The organism is Domibacillus epiphyticus (assembly GCF_001975785.1).
Classification (GTDB): domain Bacteria; phylum Bacillota; class Bacilli; order Bacillales; family Domibacillaceae; genus Domibacillus; species Domibacillus epiphyticus.
The window spans coordinates 1-17,415 of the sequence record NZ_MSFI01000013.1 but is presented as its reverse complement, the minus strand read 5'-3'; the positions used below and the strand labels follow the sequence as shown (position 1 = coordinate 17,415).

Genomic DNA, 17,415 nt, shown 5'->3' with positions numbered 1-17,415 from the left:
TCATGAAAGACAAAAAAGCAGTAAAACCATTAACTGTTCTTCGGTTAATTCATTTGTAATATGGAAACTTTTAATGTAGGAAGCTCAACGTTTTCTTTATAGTTTATAATAATAGATTCTTCACTTTAAAAATGAATTGAATAACAGGAAAAACCTCTCTTCCCTTTCATATAAATAAATGAGCATAGCCTTACTATATAGAAAGAGGTGGTTTTCCGTTGTATTGGCATAACCCATATTACTCGCAGTACATTGCCCAGCAGTACAAGAAAAATTATCCACCTTCAACATTTTCAGTTGCGCAGCCGTATGGAACAGCATTTTCTCAATTTCGCCCCATACCGCCATCGGATCAAGATGAACTAATCCTTCCGAGAGGATATAAGTACGATATTGTTGCATCGTGGGGGGAAGATTTAGGGAATGGCGAAAAATTTGGATTTAACAATGACTTTACATGTTATTTTGGCAGTAACCCGAACGAAGGCTTGTTGTGGGTCAATCATGAATACATTGGAGATATGAGTATATTTGTCAATGGTTATAAGGAAGAACCCGGGAGAATAAGGACGGCACGTCAAATTGCCACTGAAAAGTATAACCTCGGTGGATCTGTCATTCAGATTCGCAAAGGGGATGAAGGAAAATGGAGTATTGTCAAAGGCTCTCCATATAATCGACGAATCACCGGCAACACACCTATCAATTTCACCGGACCGGCCAGAGGGGACGATGCGGTAGGAGGAGTAACTCAAGTAATCGGAACTTTCGCGAATTGTTCAGGTGGAAAGACACTGTGGAACACGGCGTTTTCTTGTGAAGAGAACTATGCTGATATTGTAAAAGACTGGTCGGAGAATCCCGAAGTTCCTTCTTTGAACCCTACCCATTATGGATGGGTCGTCGAGATTGACCCGAACGATCCAAAGTCTATCCCCAAAAAACATACAATGCTCGGCCGTTTTGCCCATGAAAATGCAGTCATGACACTTGGAAGATCTGGCCGGCTTGTTGTATACAGCGGTGATGATGCAAATGACCAGTGTATATACAAATTTATCAGTGACGAAGTGTATCGCCCAGAGTTAGGAAAACAGAATAGCCGTCTAATGGAAAAGGGCACACTTTATGTTGCTGATATGGGAGCGAACAAGTGGCTTCCGCTCGATTTAAACAAAACGCCAAAATTAAAAGAAGAATTTAAAACACAAGGTGAGGTGCTCGTAAAAACACGGGATGCGGCAAAGTTTATTGGAGGCACTCCTTTAGACAGACCGGAGGATATTGAAATTCATCCGAGAGATGGTTCTGTTTATATCGCTCTTACAAACAATACAAACCATGGGAATTACTTTGGCCAAATATACCGACTTGTTGAAGATGACCATAATCACGAAAGCACCTCCTTCTTTTATGAAATTTTTGTTTCGGGAGGACCTCAAAGCGGTTTTTCCTGTCCCGACAATCTTATGTTTGACCAATCAGGTAATTTATGGGTATGCACGGACATATCATCTGATAAGCTCTCCCAGGGCGTCTACAGGCCGTTTGGAAACAACGGATTATACATGATTCCAACCGAGGGACCTAATCGAGGCAAAGTGATGCGGTTTGCATCGGCACCCGTTCAGGCGGAATTAACAGGAACATGGCTGGCTCCTGACGGAAAGACATTATTCATGTCCGTTCAGCACCCTGGCGAAGAGAGTAAAGATGTGAATAACCCAACAAGCAGATGGCCATACGGAGAGGCTCCTAGACCATCAGTGGTTGCCATTTCAAGACAGTAAGAACGGAGGATGTCATCTATATAGGTAGAGAGTAAACCAGCGGAACTGCTGGTTTTTTTTATTTAGACTAAATGAAAAACAAGGGAAGGCGACGCTTCTTTTCAAAAAATGATAGATGAAGGGTATCTTGAATATTATCAAAATGATATAAAATTCATCCGTGAACACCGAAAAGAGTGGATTGAAAAGTAGGTTTTACAGGGGCTAGAATTCAGCCATCCTCAACAGCTGTGATCTTCAACATTCAGGCTCTTTTCTGAAGTAAGAAGAGTGTCTTTTCTCTATGGATTACAGTAAACCGAAACTATTGAGGAAAGAAAACTATTATTTTTCAGTCTTCTCTGTTTCTTTTCGAAGCAAATCAAGTTTCTCGGAAATTTCATTTAATTGGTCAATTACGTATAAGAGTAATCCGCCAATTAACCCAATTAGCACACCAAGTGGACCGCCAAATATGAAGCCAGGGATTACCCCTGCGGTTAAATAAAAAAGTATTCTCATTTTTATCCCCCCCTAATACAATTCTATCAATAATTAGGTCAGGGAGAAACAGGGAAAGTTACTCAACAGTTCGTCCATACTGTGTATTAACACCAGACAAAGAAGGATGGATTCAAAAATGAAAATAACCAACAATTCTGAAGTTCCTACCTGAGTTCCTATGATAAAACTAAAATGTATCATTATGGAATTTGTTTTTGGAGGGAAATTTAATGCAGGGAAGAATAGTTTATTTTTTTATCAGCATTATTGTCCTGTTTTAATTGGTTCCTCAGAGAAATTTTTGTTACAACAGACATTTGTTTCTTTTCATATTATACTTATTGTCCTCTTTTTAATTGAAAAGAGGGGGAGTATCTTTTTTCTGATTGAAAAAGAAGAAGAGCTAAGGGGAGTTAAGTTAAGGAGAGAACATGCAAAAAGTTTAAAATATCATTTTTAAAAATATATAACGAAGATAGCAAAAGTCACATAATTAACAACGAGATAATTATGTGACTTTTGCCTGCTCAATTATTTTTTCGTTAGACCGACTGGCTGTCCAAAATTACTACACACGCGTTAAAAGTAATTAATATAAATTTTCCATCTGTGCGGCCAAGATTACTTGGGAAGCAGCCTCTACTATTTCCTCTGAGCATTATGATATATTTACCAATATTACGAATCATTGTTCATCTCATTTTGTGAAAGAATGAATGGAATAATTTTATACAGGAGGGTTTTATGATTTTCATACCTTTATTAATGACAATTTATTCATTTATCTTAGCTATTTATGTATGGGTTATCCGGCCTGACGGGGTGACAATAGGATTTCTCGCTAACAGTATTCTAGGCATTTTTATTTGTATTATTTTATCCTTATTTATTAAAGTGCAAAACAAAAAATTAAAATTACTACTTGTATCGGCAAATTTCATACTTATGTTAATTCTAGTTCTCCAATGGGTCGCTTTATTCGGTTTTCAAAACCCCTGATAAATTCACCCGGTTTTACAAAAAACAGCTAAAGTATCAGTTTTACGACACTGTTTAATCTAAAAAGTGTTTTTTAATTGCATATAAACAATGTTAGTGGGTGGGTAATAGTATCAAACCTGCAAAAAAAGTTCATTTTGATAGAAAGGAGGTATGGCAATTTACTAGGCAGTAAATTGGCGTGGTCCAAATGGAGAAAAGATAAATTTTAACCATGTCACTAGGCAAACAATTCTCTGCTCCACGAAGCAATCTGATTTGCTGTCATGCACAATATTTCTATTGTTGTATCAACTGGAAATGAGGGGATGGGAAAGAATCGTTATTAAGAGGCAGCGAGTTTTTAAACTACTCATTTCTAATTTAACTTATAAAAAAGAGGCAGCATGCATAAGCAAGCTGCCTCTAAAGCTATGTATGTAGGATTACCCACTGATGCCGTCTCCTATCTGTTTTGAGAACCCGCATTAGCAGGTGGGTTTCCGCATGTTGATGTTTTTGCGATCCTGTCCCCAGGCATGGCTGTCAACAACAGATATAAGAATCCCGGTCAAAACGTACGGTTCAAAACAAAAAGGCTTAACGCACATCGCAGGAGATAAAAGTCGACTTGTTATCGACAAGATTTATTTTATCGAATCTTTTTATATATGTCATTGGTGTTTATATGGAATAGAAGCCAAAATCTGAAAATCACGACAACGAGGCGGTGAAACATCGGTTTCAAACATAGACCGGCATGAACACACACCAAGTATCCATAATGGTTGTATAGCTATTTTCTTTTCGCCCATTGAGATGGAATAAACAAATGAAAAAGTGTCAATTCGTTATTTTTAAGGTTGGATGTGCCCATGACGATACCCGTGTAAATTAGAGCAAAACTCCTAGTAAAACACGTTTCAATAAAAAAAACGAAAATTAATAATGTTGTGTGTTATTGATGTGTTAAGAGGGTAAAGTCATGATGAATTACCATACATATATTGATTTAAAACCCCAAATAATAAACCAGAGTAAAGATAAACTATTTTCAATTTTCCTGTCTTCTATAAAAAACAGCACTCTTATTTACTAAATTAGGCATGATCAATGCAGGGAGCGAAGCAGTAGATGAAGTTACATACACTTTTAGAGAATGTTACGAATACGATGAATGAATCTTTCCGCCATATCGAGATTGAAGGAATTTCGACTAATTCAGCCTCTGTCCGAGCTAATGAATTATTTGTCGCGATTCCCGGCTACACCGTTGATGGACATGAATTTATCCGGGATGCCATTAAAAATGGAACCATTGCGATCGTAGGTGAAAAAGATATGGAAGATTTGGCTGTTCCTTATATAAAAGTGGCAAGCAGCAGAAAAGCTCTTGCTGAAATCGCCAGTCAATTTTATGGAAACCCATCAAGAAAGCATACAATTATCGGGATAACCGGAACAAATGGAAAGACGACTACCGCGTTTATGCTTAAACATATTCTGGAGTCAAACAACCTAACTTGTTCCTTATTCGGTTCAGTCATGAACATTGTAAACGGACAAATATCGCCATCTGTTAATACAACACTTGATGCCCTTGAATTGCAGCGTCAATTATCATTAAGTCATGATGATATTATCATTATGGAAGTATCTTCTCATGGTCTAACTCAATATCGGGTGCAAGGAATTGAATTCGATTACTGTTTATTCACAAATCTGGATCAGGACCACCTTGATTACCATCGCCATATGGATGAATATTTTGCCGTAAAGGCGCGATTATTTGATCAATTAAAACCAGGAGGAAAAGCAATTATAAATGTATACAACAGCTGGGGGAAAAAATTATACAACCAGCTGCAGCAAAAAAGTATTGATATTTTTACACTAGGTGATGAAGAACATCATGATTTGAGAATTGGCAAGTATATACCATCAGTTGTGAATTCTGCAGAAATATACGAAGGCAAAATAGGCGCTAAATTAAACCTTTTATTATTAGGAAAGCATAATATTTTTAATGCTTCGATGGCTTATTTAACAGCTCGAAAGCTTGGTATTAAAAAAAACACCAGCATTCTTCAAGCATTGGAAACATTCCATGGCGTTCCAGGAAGGTTTGAACTGTTTCATCATCCTAAAGGTGCAGTCTTTGTCGTTGATTATGCTCATACAGCAAACGCGTTAATCAACTGCCTGCAAACCGCAAGAGAATATGGTGCTAACCGAATTTTTCACATCTTTGGCTTTAGAGGGAACCGGGATAAAAAGAAGCGGAAAGAAATGGTTCGCGTATCCCATAAAATAAGTGATCTAACCATTCTCACACTGGATGATTTAAACGATGTGCCGATTCAGGAAATGGAGAGGGATTTATATGTGTTGAATCAACAATACGGTATGGTTATACCTGATCGAACGTTAGCAATAAAACACGCCTGGGAGCAGGTTCAAGAGGGAGACTGGGTAATGATAACCGGAAAAGGGTCCGAAACTTATCAACAACCGTTTCAAATACCAACGAATTCGGATAAAGAAACACTTCTCTACTTGAATGAATCAAGAACCACCAGTAAAACATTAACTGTACTTTGATTTAATAAAGCCGGAAAACTGTATTTGGCATTTAACTGATATACCAAAATGGCAGTATATTTATTCGTTATTAATATAATTTTTTCATTCGGATTTTATCGCTTCACATGGAGCCTCTGCGAATAGATTTAATTGAAATCACCAGAGCAACGAGCTTTTCCGGGCCATTAGCACAACCCATCCGCCATTCCATGTAAAGCGCAACCATCTAGCTTATGAGGGAGATGGACATCGGTACGCTTCATTGATTAGTAAATGCACAGTTTATCTTCCCGTTCGTTATTTAAATGAACGACTAAACATGGACGTCACTTAACAGTATATATTTAAGGCGAAGAACTACTCATTTTTGTGGAATTCCTTCCGATTCACAATATGTAGTCGACAATAAGAAAATCAAATTGACACAAAAACCAACTAAATTCCATGGAAATTTGTATCTTCCGGCTTCATTTGTAAACGCCACAATAGGAGATAAGGTGAAACTCGATTCAAAGCAGAAAACCATCTATGTTAATGCAAAAGTATACGAACCAGAAACATTAAATACGAAAGCGAAATAGTATGTAGCTATTAAACAAAGTTTAGATAGCAATATTATTTTGAATGTATATTCATTGGAAACAAGAAAGGAATCCAATTTTGAGAAGGATTAATCAAAACGGATTCCTTTTTTCTATCTAGCATATATCCAATATAATCAAACTTTCATCGCATTATTCAGAGAATGCTCATATAAGTTTTAACTGCCTTTTCTTATTAAAATGAATAATAATTCTTTTTATTTATTATCGTAATAATTTACGCAATCATCTTCACTATGTTTAGTTGGTTTCTTAGTTTCGAGATCTTTAAGACTATATTTTTCGCAAAATTGCTTTACATCATTCCCTTTTTTTCTTACTCCATAGTAATAAGTAATATCAGGTTCATCCTTGAATTTGACTATATACTGAGTATGAAAATAATCCTTATTTGAAGATTCATTCGGATAACCCGTCTTTTGTTCTAGTATATCTTCGTCTGTATATCCCTTTTTCTCAAGGTAGGGAGGTATATGTTTATTCAGGAGATAATTTTGGTATGGACTTCCATAATTCAGACGGAAGATAATTAGGATAGGTATTAGAATAATAAGTAATAAAATCCCTATACTCATTAGTATTTTCCTTTCTTTTAAAAATTTCACGTTTGTGGCCTCCTTAAAATTAAATATTCTCAAAAAAAATTAGGCTGCAGGGTTATTTTTCAAAAGTTCATCAAAATGTTTCGTCTCTTTCAAACGAACTGAACCAACGATAATTGTCCAAGTCAATGATCCGATAATGCTTGCTTATCATAATTGTTGCAATATAAAGCCTTTTTCTTTCTTAATTTGTTTCCGCCAAATTTTCCACCCAATGTTTTTCCTTTGGTCTATCAATTTTCCCATGTGCTAACATTTCAACTACTTCAAGTGGATCTTCCCCTAACGCTTCCCTGAATTATTTCAGAATCACGAAATAGAGAACAAATGACTACGGCACAGGTCCACGTAACAGCCATTCGTTCTTTTTCGATTTGAACCAATGTCTTTTTTAAAATTACAAGAACTTCTGACATTCGTTCTTGTGTATAACCTTTTTCGCCTTATTAATTTTAATTATTTAGAGATGATTTTGATAAAACCTTTCTCAACAATAAAAATCCTCCACAGTTTCATACATCCAAAATATTACACTATGTGTGATTGTTTGCCGAGGAAATATTTACACAAAAAATAAGAATAACCGAGCTTTTATTATCTGGTTTTGTGTAATAAATAATAAGTCTAGGCGTGTTGATTAACCAAAATTATATAGTTATCTTCGAGTGAAATACCTTGAGAATAATACGTAGTTACCTATATTAAAGTATGATACATTTCTAAGCCTCAATTATTTGTTACTGCTGTACTTTATAGTAAAACTTGGTTATCTAAAACTTTTAATCTTAAAATCTATATTTTGTTTTAGGTATTTAACCGTATCTTCCGATTCAACTTCAACGCCCAAAGACGATATTAATAAATCAGGAGCAACGGTTTCCTCTTCAAGATTTGACTGAAACTTTAATTGAACCTATCCATCTACGAATTCCGCTTTGCGTATGAAAAGAAATGGCTTTTTCTTTTTTTATTTAACCGTTCTCCCCAAAAAAAATGAACTCGCAAGCGTTCCGTGTCCGCAAAAAAGTATTTCTGTAGAAGGAGTAAACAACGGAGCGCCGTCCGGCAATTTTGATTACTAGCGTATTAAAAAAATATACTGCCACCATCTCATTTTTTAGCGTTAAATTCAGGGGACTTTAGAGGGAAAATTGCTTAAATTTGATTGATTTAAAATAGTAAGATAATATATAAATTATGATTTTTTAAAAAAAGGAATGATAACTTATGTCGAAAACTCATCATTTTCCGAATGATATTGTCCATTTTGCGTGGGATGCAAAAAATGAACCAGTGTTAACGATTCAAAGTGGGGATACAGTCATTTTTGAAACGAGAGAAGTGACAGATGGACAATTCAATTTAGATTCGACTACAGAAGCGATCGCTGGACTTGACTGGAACCGTGTATATCCATTAGCAGGACCTGTGTACATTGAGGGAGCGGAACCTGGGGATACGCTGGCAGTTGAAATTCTGGATTTAAAAACAAAAGGGTGGGGATGGACTGCAGTTCTTCCCGGTCTAGGATTATTAGCGGAAGAATTTCCGGATGCTTATCTGCGTACATTTGATTTGTCCGACGGTGAGTACATTCATTTTAGGGATGATATTAAAGTACCGATTGAACCGTTTTTAGGCACAATGGGGGTTTGTCCAAAGAATGCGGACAATGTTGCAATCATGCCTCCTGGAACATTTGGAGGAAACTTGGATACAAGACAGCTCATGATCGGTACGACGTTATATCTTCCTGTACAGGAAGCCGGCGCTCTATTTAGCTGCGGTGACGGTCATGCTTCTCAAGGTGATGGGGAAGTCTGTGTATCAGCTTTAGAATGCCCGATGACTTCAAAACTAAAATTTACGTTAATTAAAGGAAAATCAATTCCTGCACCGCAGTTTCAAACAAAAGGTGCGCTAACTCCGAAAGTAAACCATGCAGGTTTCTATGGTACAACGGGTGTTGGCTCTGATTTATATAAAGCATCACAAGATGCTCTTCGCGGGATGGTAGACCATATTGCCGAAACATACAGCATGACAAAAATAGATGCGTATTTACTTTCAAGTCTATGCGTTGACCTTAAAATATCAGAAATAGTTGACGCTGGACATTACGTGGTCAGTGCGGTCCTCCCATTGGCCGTTTTTGAACGCTAATCTATCTGTAATCCCGTGATCACGCATACGAATATCACGTCAGGGAGAATACGTTTTTTTCTACTAGTTCTACAATCTTTCCAAGCGGTGATCGCACCGCTTGGATTATTTAAAAAGAAAAACAATCACTTATCGTGAAATGCTTTAAAGTGACTATTTTTCTATTCCTCTATTCCTCACGATAATGCTGTAGTAATGATCAGTTCGTTTATTTTGATCAACGCAGGTATTTCGAAAAGTCCTTTCTTGACTTTTCCTTATTAGGATATTCTCACTACAATAGAGTGTGAAAAAATTTTGGAGAAGTGTTAACTAGAAAACCTGGTTCTTCTTCATACACCTTAAACTTACTAGAACGAAAAAATGATGAGGCATAGCTAAAATCAAAAAAAGTGGATTTTTTCCACTTTTTTGTAAAAGCAAGTTTGTTCATTGGTGAGGATGGAGTAAGTTTTCTATTGCTTTTCCTAATAAATTTTGTGGTGTACGTTCTCCAGTAATATAATAAAAAATGGCCATGCCGTTCTCTATCGAAAGAATTGTCCAGGCTAGTTCTTCTGCAGATAAAGTGGCCTCATGACTTTCCTCCGGACTCATCTTCTTAATGATCTTTGTCATTTTGCCTACAGATTCTATTAACAAATCAGCCCATTTCTCGCGAACGGATTCATCTCGCATGGCATATAAGAGAAATTCCATGCTAAGTATGCTCCAAGTGTGATTTTTTTGGCTGACTGATCGTAAATAATCATTCATATTTTCGATAAAACGATCAAATGATTGCTGTTCGCCCCACACTTCGTGAATGTAATTAATATGTGATTGAATCTGCTGCTCAAGCAAAGCAAGAAACAACTCTTCTTTGGAATTAAAGTGGGCGTAGACAGCCCCTTTAGTAAATCCTGCAAACTCTGCTATTTTATCGACAGAGGCTCCATGAAAACCGAGTAGAGCAAAGGTTTCCGCAGCAGAATCCAAAAGCATTTGCCGTGTTTCCTGTTTGCGCTCCTTTTGAGTCAATCTTCGTTTGAGCACTACCATTCCTCTCTTTCTTGACAATTATTCGTGATAGCATTACTATACCATTTAGAATGTAAATACTGTATAGTATATTTATAGAGTTTTTGATTCATATAAATTCAATAGTTAGGAAAAGATCCAATGAATGTAAAGATAAATAAAGTAACAGAAAAGACGTTTTTGCAAAGTGATGCAGTGAAAGATACTAGTGTTCAAAAAACAAATATTGCCGATAAAAATTATTTAGCAATACTGGCGGCAACAATTAAGACGGGCATTATTAAATCGAATCTACTTGCCATGCTTGCTGGTTTAACCTTAGCGTTATATGTAAATGATTTTAGTCCTATAGAGAAGGTTCCGGAAATAGTCTTTGCGATAATTGGCTCTTTTTTAGTGATTGGTGCTGCAGGTGCATTTAATAATCTATATGATCGAGATATTGATGCAATAATGGAGCGAACAAAAAAAAGACCGACCGTAGTAGGGGACATAAAGCTAAAAGCTGTATTGTGGCTCGGTATTTCAATGACCGTCATTGGATTTCTGACACTTTCGTTAGCCACGCCTTTAGCCGCATTTTTAGGGTTTTTAGGTTTATTTTTTTATCTCTTTCCTTATACAATGTGGAGTAAAAGAAGAACAATTTATAATACGGAGATTGGAAGTATTTCTGGCGCAATGCCGCCCCTTATAGGATGGGCGGCTATTCACCCCGATATCATACACCCTGGTATTGTTGGGCTTTTTGTCATTACAGTTATTTGGCAAATGCCTCATTTTTATACAATAGCGATTCGTAAGCACGATGAGTATAAAGCTGCGAATATTCCAATGCTGCCGGTGGTCAAAGGTTTTAAAAGAACATATATACAAACGAATATTTATTTAGTCGTTTTAATTGCAGCGAGCTTGCTATTCAAGCCTTTGAGTATTTTCCTTATGGTCACAGCACTCTTTTTAAGTGTTTCGTGGTTCATGTTAAGTATTTTAGGATATCATAAGATGGATTCAGAGAAATGGGCAAAATCAATGTTTATCTTTTCCCTTATCCATATAACGATTTTATTTTTAACGGTCATTCTTTATTCACTCTTTGGTATTTTCTTCGATTATGCTGCCTGAGACGACTATCTCAGGTTTTTTTTCTGTCTATAAATTTCTTTTACGAATATTCTCTAGAATCCTAGTTCAGACGGCCACTTCTCTCGCTGTAGAATCGAATCAGATTTTTCGCCTATTTAATCCACCATTGAATGGGACGGATAAAATAGATTTTCACAGGACGTTCCCTATATCTCATATGGGAATGTCCTTTTTTTAACTTTAGGAATTTATTATTTTAGGCGCTACTAAACGAAATTGAAGAGCCTATGAAAGTGGAATGGACAAAATTACCTCCTGGCCAATACACACTAAAAATGAAAAATCGATTAATGAAAACTTAAATTTGTTAGAAAACATAATTTAAAGGGAACCGGAAATTGGAGTCTTGTGCAAGAAGCAGATGAAACTTGGAATTTCTATGAAGATGTTTTAAATGATGAGTAATGCTAAAAATAAGCCTCGAAAAAAAGAGGCTTATTTTTTTAATTAAGACAAATCTTGATTTTAAATGTTTTTAGAATAAGTTATAGAGTATCAAAATATATATATATTTATAACGTAAATGTAATACTTTCGATAGAGGTATATAGCTTATGCGTAATTAGTGAGTATTCCATTCGACCGCAGCGGAAAGGAGTATATATGAATTGACTAAAAACAAAGAAGTCAAGTATTTAACTGAAGAAGAACAACAGGAGTTATTAGAAAAATTTGACCCGGAAGCGGGAACAAGGAAATTATCCGGTATTTTAGGGTATGTTGCCTTTTTCGGCCTCTTGGCTTTTTCATTATTTCAATTATATACAGCTATTTTTGGAGTGTTTACTGCGCAAATTCAACGAACCATACATCTAGGTTTTGCTCTTTCATTAATCTTTTTGCTTTTTCCTGCAAACCGAAAGAAACGTCAAAAAGGAAAGCTGCAAATTGCATGGTACGATATGGTTTTAGCGATTGCTAGTATTGGTGTAGGTGCTTATTGGCCATTATATTTTGTAGACCTTGTTATGAGTGTCGGACGTATAAACACATTGGATTTTACTGTTGGGCTCATAGCCATTCTGCTCGTTCTCGAGGCAACTAGGCGTGCAGTTGGCCTCCCCATTATGATAATTGCCTTACTGTTTATTTTATACGGACTTTTCGGGTCAAACATGCCAGGCTTCCTCTCACATCGTGGGTTAACGATAGAACGGTTGGTTCAAACAATGTTTTTCACAACGGAAGGTATTTTAGGGACGCCATTAGCAGTTTCCTCTACTTTTATCTTTTTATTTTTATTGTTTGGTTCATTTTTGATTCGGACAGGTGTTGGCCAATATTTTAATGACCTCTCCATAGCAATTGCCGGAAGAAGTATAGGAGGACCCGCAAAGGTAGCGATTTTTTCGAGTGCTCTTCAAGGAACCATTAGCGGAAGTTCTGTAGCGAATGTGGTTACTTCAGGCGCATTTACAATTCCAATGATGAAAAATCTTGGATATAAGAAGGAATTTGCCGGAGCAGTGGAAGCTTCTGCTTCTACTGGCGGACAATTAATGCCGCCAATAATGGGGGCTGCCGCATTTTTAATGGTGGAGTTTATTGGAAACGGCATTACATATTGGGATATTGCGAAAGCAGCTGCTATTCCAGCAATTCTTTATTTTTCCGGAATATGGATTATGACGCATTTTGAAGCCAAGAAACTTGGATTGCGAGGATTAACAAAAGAGGAAATGCCGAGCAGAAGAGAAGTGTTTGGCAAGGTTTATTTGTTAATCCCGATCATTGCCATCATTCTTTTGCTCATGTCAAATATAACCGTTACACATGCAGCACTGTATTCCATTGTTATTTCGATTATTGTTGGTTTCCTTAATAAAGACGCAGGCATGAAATTCATGGATATTATTTATGCTTTAGTTGATGGAGCCCGTACGGCACTTGCCGTTGCAGCTGCCACGGCAGCTGCAGGTATAATTGTGGGAATTGTTACAAAAACAGGCTTAGGTCTTAAGCTGGCAAATGGCTTAATAGATTTGGCTGGGGGGTATTTAATTCCTACACTTTTTCTCACAATGGTTGCGGCACTCGTACTTGGAATGGGTTCACCAACAACTGCCAACTATGTCATAACATCGACAATCGCTGCACCTGCAATGATTTTGCTTGGTGTACCGGATTTATCTGCCCATTTGTTTGTTTTCTATTTTGGAATTATTGCAGATATTACACCACCGGTTGCTTTAGCAGCATTTGCAGCAGCAGGCGTTTCAGGCGGTGAGCCGATAAAAACAGGAATTGTATCTTCAAAACTGGCAATAGCGGCATTCATCATCCCTTACATTTTTGTTCTTTCTCCTGAATTGCTAATGATTGATACTACCTGGATGGAAACAGCATGGATCGTCTTTACCGCGATGACAGGCATGATTGCCATTGGGGCAGGTGTTATTGGCTACTGGGCTAGAAGCATGCACTGGCTTGAAAGGACCTTTTCTATTGTTGGAGGATTGTTATTGGTTTATCCTGAAACGCTCTCAGACATCACTGGATTAATTATTTTTACCGTGTTGCTTGTTTTACAATATGTATGGAAACAGGATAAAGGTGGCGGCAATAGTACATCAGAAACCAATACCGCTCTAAAAAACGCTGATTATTCAAAAGTAAAACCGTAACCTTTATAAAGTGATGAAAGAAAAAATGCGAATGAATACCCCAAAGATAATGGCAAAATTCGCTTCGTCTTTTGTTCATTTCCTTTGTAAGGATATATGACAAAGCTTGTAAACAATTTTAAAAGGGGGATTTGTTAATGAAAAAAATTCGATTAAGCACCTTGGTTGTCATGATTTTTATGCTAGTAATGGTTATGGCTGCTTGCGGAAACAGTACGAAGGACGGATCCGCCGGCACAGCGAATGAAGATGAAGGAAACGGAGGCAAAAGCAAGGATTTAAGTTTATTAACTGGGGGGACTGGCGGTACATATTATCCACTTGGCGGACAAATCGCAAATATTATTTCCGATAAAACAGAAATGAATATAACACCGCAGACATCAGGTGCTTCAGCTGAAAATATGGAGACATTAAGAGCTGGGGAAGCTGAAATAGCTTTCTCACAAACGGATATCGGAGCCTATGCTCTGGAAGGAAAAGAAATGTTTGAAGGAGAACCAATTAATAACATACAGGCAATTGGATCTTTGTACCCTGAAACAATACAGCTTGTAACGACAGCGAAAAGTGGAATTACATCCGTTGAGGACTTAAAAGGAAAAAAAGTATCAGTAGGTGCGCCAGGATCAGGAGCTTACATTAATGCCATGCAGGTTTTAGAAATTCATGGACTGTCTACTGAAGATATAGAAGCTCAAAACCTTTCTTTTGATGAATCAACTGACGGAATACAAGCAGGTAATATTGATGCAGCATTTATAACTGCGGGTACTCCAACTGGCGCAGTTGAGGCGCTGTCGGCACAAAATGAAGTTGTAATCGTTCCTATTGCAGATGACAAAATTCAGTCGTTAGTTGAAAAATATCCTTACTATGCAGAAGATACAGTTCCAAGTGGCACTTACAAAATCAAATCCGATGTAAAAACAGTGGCTGTAAAAGCAATGTTAGTTGTTACAAGTGATCTGGAAGAAAATTTAGTGTATGAAATGACAAAAGCGTTATATGAAAACACGGACCAGATTACACATGCTAAAGGCGAGTTTATTACACCTGAAACTTCCCTGGAAGGATTAGGAGATATGGAGCTTCATCCTGGCGCAGCTAAATATTTTAAAGAAAAAGGTTTGTCGAACTAAATATTCTTTATAATCGGTAGGCCGCTCTTACGGCCTATCGATTTCATTTTTCCAGGAAGTTCGATTTTTCAGCTTGAAAGAGGGATATGAATGAGACTTAAAGGATTTATATGTATACTGTTATTTTTGTTCATTGCTTTTCTATTTTTATTCCCCTATAAACAAATAATCGCTATTGCCTATGAGGATCAAGGGAATTTACTAGCTTATTTACCGTTAAAAAAAGACAAAACGTTTAACATAAAGTATACACACTCCATCCACCTATCAGATGTGGTTGAATCATATCGTTTGTCGGAAAAGAACATTATTCTAACCAAACTGGCGTATGAGGATTTTGCTGTTGGAATGCCTTCTAATGCGGAAGGGAATGAAGTATTTGAGGAAAAGGACGGTACATACTATATAAAAAATATGAATCGGCAGTTTCCCTTTATTGACTTAAGAATTGGACAAGTGAAAGCAAATCATCAGCTTCTTTACCAGGGTCATACCTATAAATTATCAAAATTCACAGATCCAGGGTCATGGGTTAGAATTTCTATAAAGAACATTTCATTGTGGCAGCAATTGAAAACAACAAACATGTATAGTAACTCGAAAAATGTAAACGAACTTACTTTCTTGAAATTATTAAATTTCCAGTAAATCCATATATATTTTATGTGTTATTGACTCCTTAAATATAGTACACTCATGTAGATTGCCGAAAAAAAACGGAGTTAAGAAGTGATGACGAAAAATATAAAGTTGAAGTCCATTTTTGTACTATCTTTAGTATTGTTAGTGGTTTTTATGATGATGGATATATTTTCTTCTTATATAAGCATTAAAAAATCAGCAGAAAAGTCCATTGCTAATCAAAGTATAGAATCTGCAAAGTCAATAGCTGCGTCCATGGATACAGAAACATATAAACGATTTCTTGAGAACCCTGTAAAGAATAATGAATATACGGAAATAAAACGTTATTTAGAAGATGCGAGAGAAAAGAACGGCGCTTTACATGTATACACACTTGCTGTGGATAATCCCAACGTGTCAAGAGCGATGATTGTCGCAATGCCAGATGAGATAAAAGAAGAATTCCCGATTGGCGGGATATGTACAGTTCCACAAAAGCAAGTTGAAAGGGCATATAAAGGATTAACATTTTCAACTGACATTATTGATGATCCGGTATATGGTGAATATTTAACGGTCGGGGTACCTATTAGGGACCAAACAGGAGGGATTATTGGTTACTTAGGGATTGACATCAGCGCTGATGTCATTAACGAAATCAGCGAGAAGGTTTTAAAAAGCAGTATGTCCAATCTTGTCTTTAACGGGTTATTTGTCATCCTTATGCTAGTCTCTTTTCTTATTCTTCAAAAATGGTATCAAAAAGAACTGAAAAAAGAAGTTGGGGATACAGAGGATACCTATCAATTGGAAATTCAATCATTAATATCATCCGTTCAATCATTAAGACATGATTATTCAAATCACATTCAAGTTCTTCATGGTCTACTTAAGCTTGAGCAGTATGAGAAAGCACTCGAGTACTTAATTACTTTGTCTAAGGAAGTTCATTTGATAGAATCCATAAAACTAGACGTGAGTAATCCAGGGTTATCCGTGCTATTGCAAACAAAAAAGCTCTCTGCTCACAATCATAACATTGATATTTATTTTGATATCTCCCCCGATTCATTTAATACCATAAAAACCACTGATTTAATTAAATTATTGTCAAATTTAATCGACAATGCCATAGAAGCTGCAATAGAACTACCTGAAAAAGAACGAAACATAAACATTGTATGCAAAGCGGATTCAAATAACTATATCTTTGTAGTAACGAATACAGGTCCCGGGATTGATGAAAAAAATAAAGAACTTATTTTTAAAAGTGGTTTCTCAACTAAAAAGGCACGACATGGAAAAATAAGAGGACAGGGACTATTTATCGTGAAGGAAGTAGTTAATAGTTATGGTGGAAAAATATCAATTGATTCAAATAAAAACCAGACCATTATGGCTGTGGAAATTCCAATTAATAATGCGAAAACACCATCTTCCGATTGATAAAGTGACAAAAAAGAAAGCATATTAACATCGATATGATGTTAATATGCTTTTTCCTTGTGTCAAGGCATTTTTTGTTATGGTTATTTATACTTTGAATATAATAGAAATTTACCAACAATAACGCCTGGAATTTTACTAAAAAATCGAAAATATTCTGGTGTTAAGCGAGGGCACTGAAAAACTTACGTTTTTAAATCCCTAATCGTTTT

General features: G+C 36.4%; 13 protein-coding genes, 1 other RNA gene and 2 pseudogenes. 11 read left to right on the top strand and 5 right to left on the bottom strand.

Features of this window, described 5'->3' with window-relative positions:
* Positions 1-218: 218 nt before the first annotated feature.
* Together BTO28_RS09445 and BTO28_RS16910 are read left to right on the top strand one after the other, a co-directional pair.
* Positions 219-1,790, top strand: coding sequence for a PhoX family protein (locus BTO28_RS09445; RefSeq protein ID WP_076765621.1), 1,572 nt, complete (start codon positions 219-221; stop codon positions 1,788-1,790).
* A 75-nt stretch (positions 1,791-1,865) separates the two neighbouring features.
* Positions 1,866-1,982 (top strand): annotated as a pseudogene (locus tag BTO28_RS16910) (aminoglycoside phosphotransferase); the annotation flags it as partial.
* Between the two features lie 132 nt (positions 1,983-2,114).
* Here BTO28_RS16910 and BTO28_RS17145 read toward each other — a convergent pair.
* The gene (locus BTO28_RS17145) at positions 2,115-2,291 is read right to left on the bottom strand and encodes a hypothetical protein (RefSeq protein WP_158068811.1); all 177 of its coding nucleotides are present in this window, start codon (positions 2,289-2,291) and stop codon (positions 2,115-2,117) included.
* Between the two features lie 184 nt (positions 2,292-2,475).
* Here BTO28_RS17145 and BTO28_RS17485 point away from each other — a divergent pair, with 184 nt between their 5' ends.
* Positions 2,476-2,733 carry a hypothetical protein gene (locus BTO28_RS17485; RefSeq protein ID WP_076765619.1) on the top strand — a complete coding sequence of 86 codons (258 nt, stop codon included), beginning with the start codon at positions 2,476-2,478 and terminating at the stop codon, positions 2,731-2,733.
* A 961-nt stretch (positions 2,734-3,694) separates the two neighbouring features.
* On the opposite strand, the gene ssrS is transcribed toward BTO28_RS17485, so the two are convergent.
* Positions 3,695-3,873: non-coding RNA, 6S RNA (gene ssrS, locus BTO28_RS09430), on the bottom strand.
* 512 nt (positions 3,874-4,385) lie between these two features.
* Here ssrS and BTO28_RS09425 point away from each other — a divergent pair.
* The gene (locus tag BTO28_RS09425) at positions 4,386-5,852 is read left to right on the top strand and encodes a UDP-N-acetylmuramoyl-L-alanyl-D-glutamate--2,6-diaminopimelate ligase (protein ID WP_076765614.1); all 1,467 of its coding nucleotides are present in this window, start codon (positions 4,386-4,388) and stop codon (positions 5,850-5,852) included.
* Between the two features lie 320 nt (positions 5,853-6,172).
* Complete coding sequence (locus BTO28_RS17895) at positions 6,173-6,415, top strand: stalk domain-containing protein (RefSeq protein WP_083711444.1); 243 nt, start codon at positions 6,173-6,175, stop codon at positions 6,413-6,415.
* Between the two features lie 218 nt (positions 6,416-6,633).
* Here BTO28_RS17895 and BTO28_RS09415 read toward each other — a convergent pair whose 3' ends face one another.
* Positions 6,634-7,041, bottom strand: a complete 408-nt coding sequence (locus BTO28_RS09415; protein WP_083711442.1) for a DUF3139 domain-containing protein — start codon at positions 7,039-7,041, stop codon at positions 6,634-6,636.
* Between the two features lie 70 nt (positions 7,042-7,111).
* A pseudogene (locus BTO28_RS17480) lies at positions 7,112-7,478 on the bottom strand (transcriptional regulator); the annotation flags it as partial.
* 787 nt (positions 7,479-8,265) lie between these two features.
* On the opposite strand from BTO28_RS17480, the gene BTO28_RS09405 reads away from it, so the two are divergent.
* The gene (locus tag BTO28_RS09405; RefSeq protein ID WP_076765612.1) at positions 8,266-9,201 is read left to right on the top strand and encodes an acetamidase/formamidase family protein; all 936 of its coding nucleotides are present in this window, start codon (positions 8,266-8,268) and stop codon (positions 9,199-9,201) included.
* Between the two features lie 429 nt (positions 9,202-9,630).
* On the opposite strand, the gene BTO28_RS09400 is transcribed toward BTO28_RS09405, so the two are convergent.
* Complete coding sequence (locus BTO28_RS09400) at positions 9,631-10,236, bottom strand: TetR/AcrR family transcriptional regulator (protein WP_076765610.1); 606 nt, start codon at positions 10,234-10,236, stop codon at positions 9,631-9,633.
* A 126-nt stretch (positions 10,237-10,362) separates the two neighbouring features.
* Between BTO28_RS09400 and cyoE the strand changes: the two genes are divergently transcribed.
* The 5 genes from cyoE to BTO28_RS09375 all read left to right on the top strand — a co-directional run bounded on the left by cyoE (position 10,363) and on the right by BTO28_RS09375 (position 17,203).
* Positions 10,363-11,346 (top strand): heme o synthase, encoded by a 984-nt coding sequence (gene cyoE, locus BTO28_RS09395; RefSeq protein ID WP_083711440.1) that lies wholly within the window; start codon positions 10,363-10,365, stop codon positions 11,344-11,346.
* Between the two features lie 629 nt (positions 11,347-11,975).
* Complete coding sequence (locus BTO28_RS09390; RefSeq protein ID WP_076765609.1) at positions 11,976-13,991, top strand: TRAP transporter permease; 2,016 nt, start codon at positions 11,976-11,978, stop codon at positions 13,989-13,991.
* Between the two features lie 137 nt (positions 13,992-14,128).
* Positions 14,129-15,133: a TAXI family TRAP transporter solute-binding subunit gene (locus tag BTO28_RS09385; protein WP_076765607.1), complete on the top strand. Its 1,005-nt coding sequence runs from the start codon at positions 14,129-14,131 to the stop codon at positions 15,131-15,133.
* A 90-nt stretch (positions 15,134-15,223) separates the two neighbouring features.
* Positions 15,224-15,781 (top strand): DUF1850 domain-containing protein, encoded by a 558-nt coding sequence (locus BTO28_RS09380; protein WP_076765605.1) that lies wholly within the window; start codon positions 15,224-15,226, stop codon positions 15,779-15,781.
* A gap of 84 nt (positions 15,782-15,865) precedes the next feature.
* Positions 15,866-17,203, top strand: coding sequence for a sensor histidine kinase (locus tag BTO28_RS09375; protein ID WP_076765603.1), 1,338 nt, complete (start codon positions 15,866-15,868; stop codon positions 17,201-17,203).
* The last annotated feature ends 212 nt before the right edge of the window (positions 17,204-17,415 follow it).

Coding starts and splice junctions, on each gene's coding strand:
- BTO28_RS09375 (WP_076765603.1), top strand. CDS start 15,866: ATGACGAAAAATATAAAGTTGAAGTCCATTTTTGTACTATCTTTAGTA.
- cyoE (WP_083711440.1), top strand. CDS start 10,363: ATGAATGTAAAGATAAATAAAGTAACAGAAAAGACGTTTTTGCAAAGT.
- BTO28_RS09380 (WP_076765605.1), top strand. CDS start 15,224: ATGAGACTTAAAGGATTTATATGTATACTGTTATTTTTGTTCATTGCT.
- BTO28_RS17485 (WP_076765619.1), top strand. CDS start 2,476: ATGGAATTTGTTTTTGGAGGGAAATTTAATGCAGGGAAGAATAGTTTA.
- BTO28_RS09405 (WP_076765612.1), top strand. CDS start 8,266: ATGTCGAAAACTCATCATTTTCCGAATGATATTGTCCATTTTGCGTGG.
- BTO28_RS09385 (WP_076765607.1), top strand. CDS start 14,129: ATGAAAAAAATTCGATTAAGCACCTTGGTTGTCATGATTTTTATGCTA.
- BTO28_RS09425 (WP_076765614.1), top strand. CDS start 4,386: ATGAAGTTACATACACTTTTAGAGAATGTTACGAATACGATGAATGAA.
- BTO28_RS17145 (WP_158068811.1), bottom strand. CDS start 2,291: ATGAGAATACTTTTTTATTTAACCGCAGGGGTAATCCCTGGCTTCATA.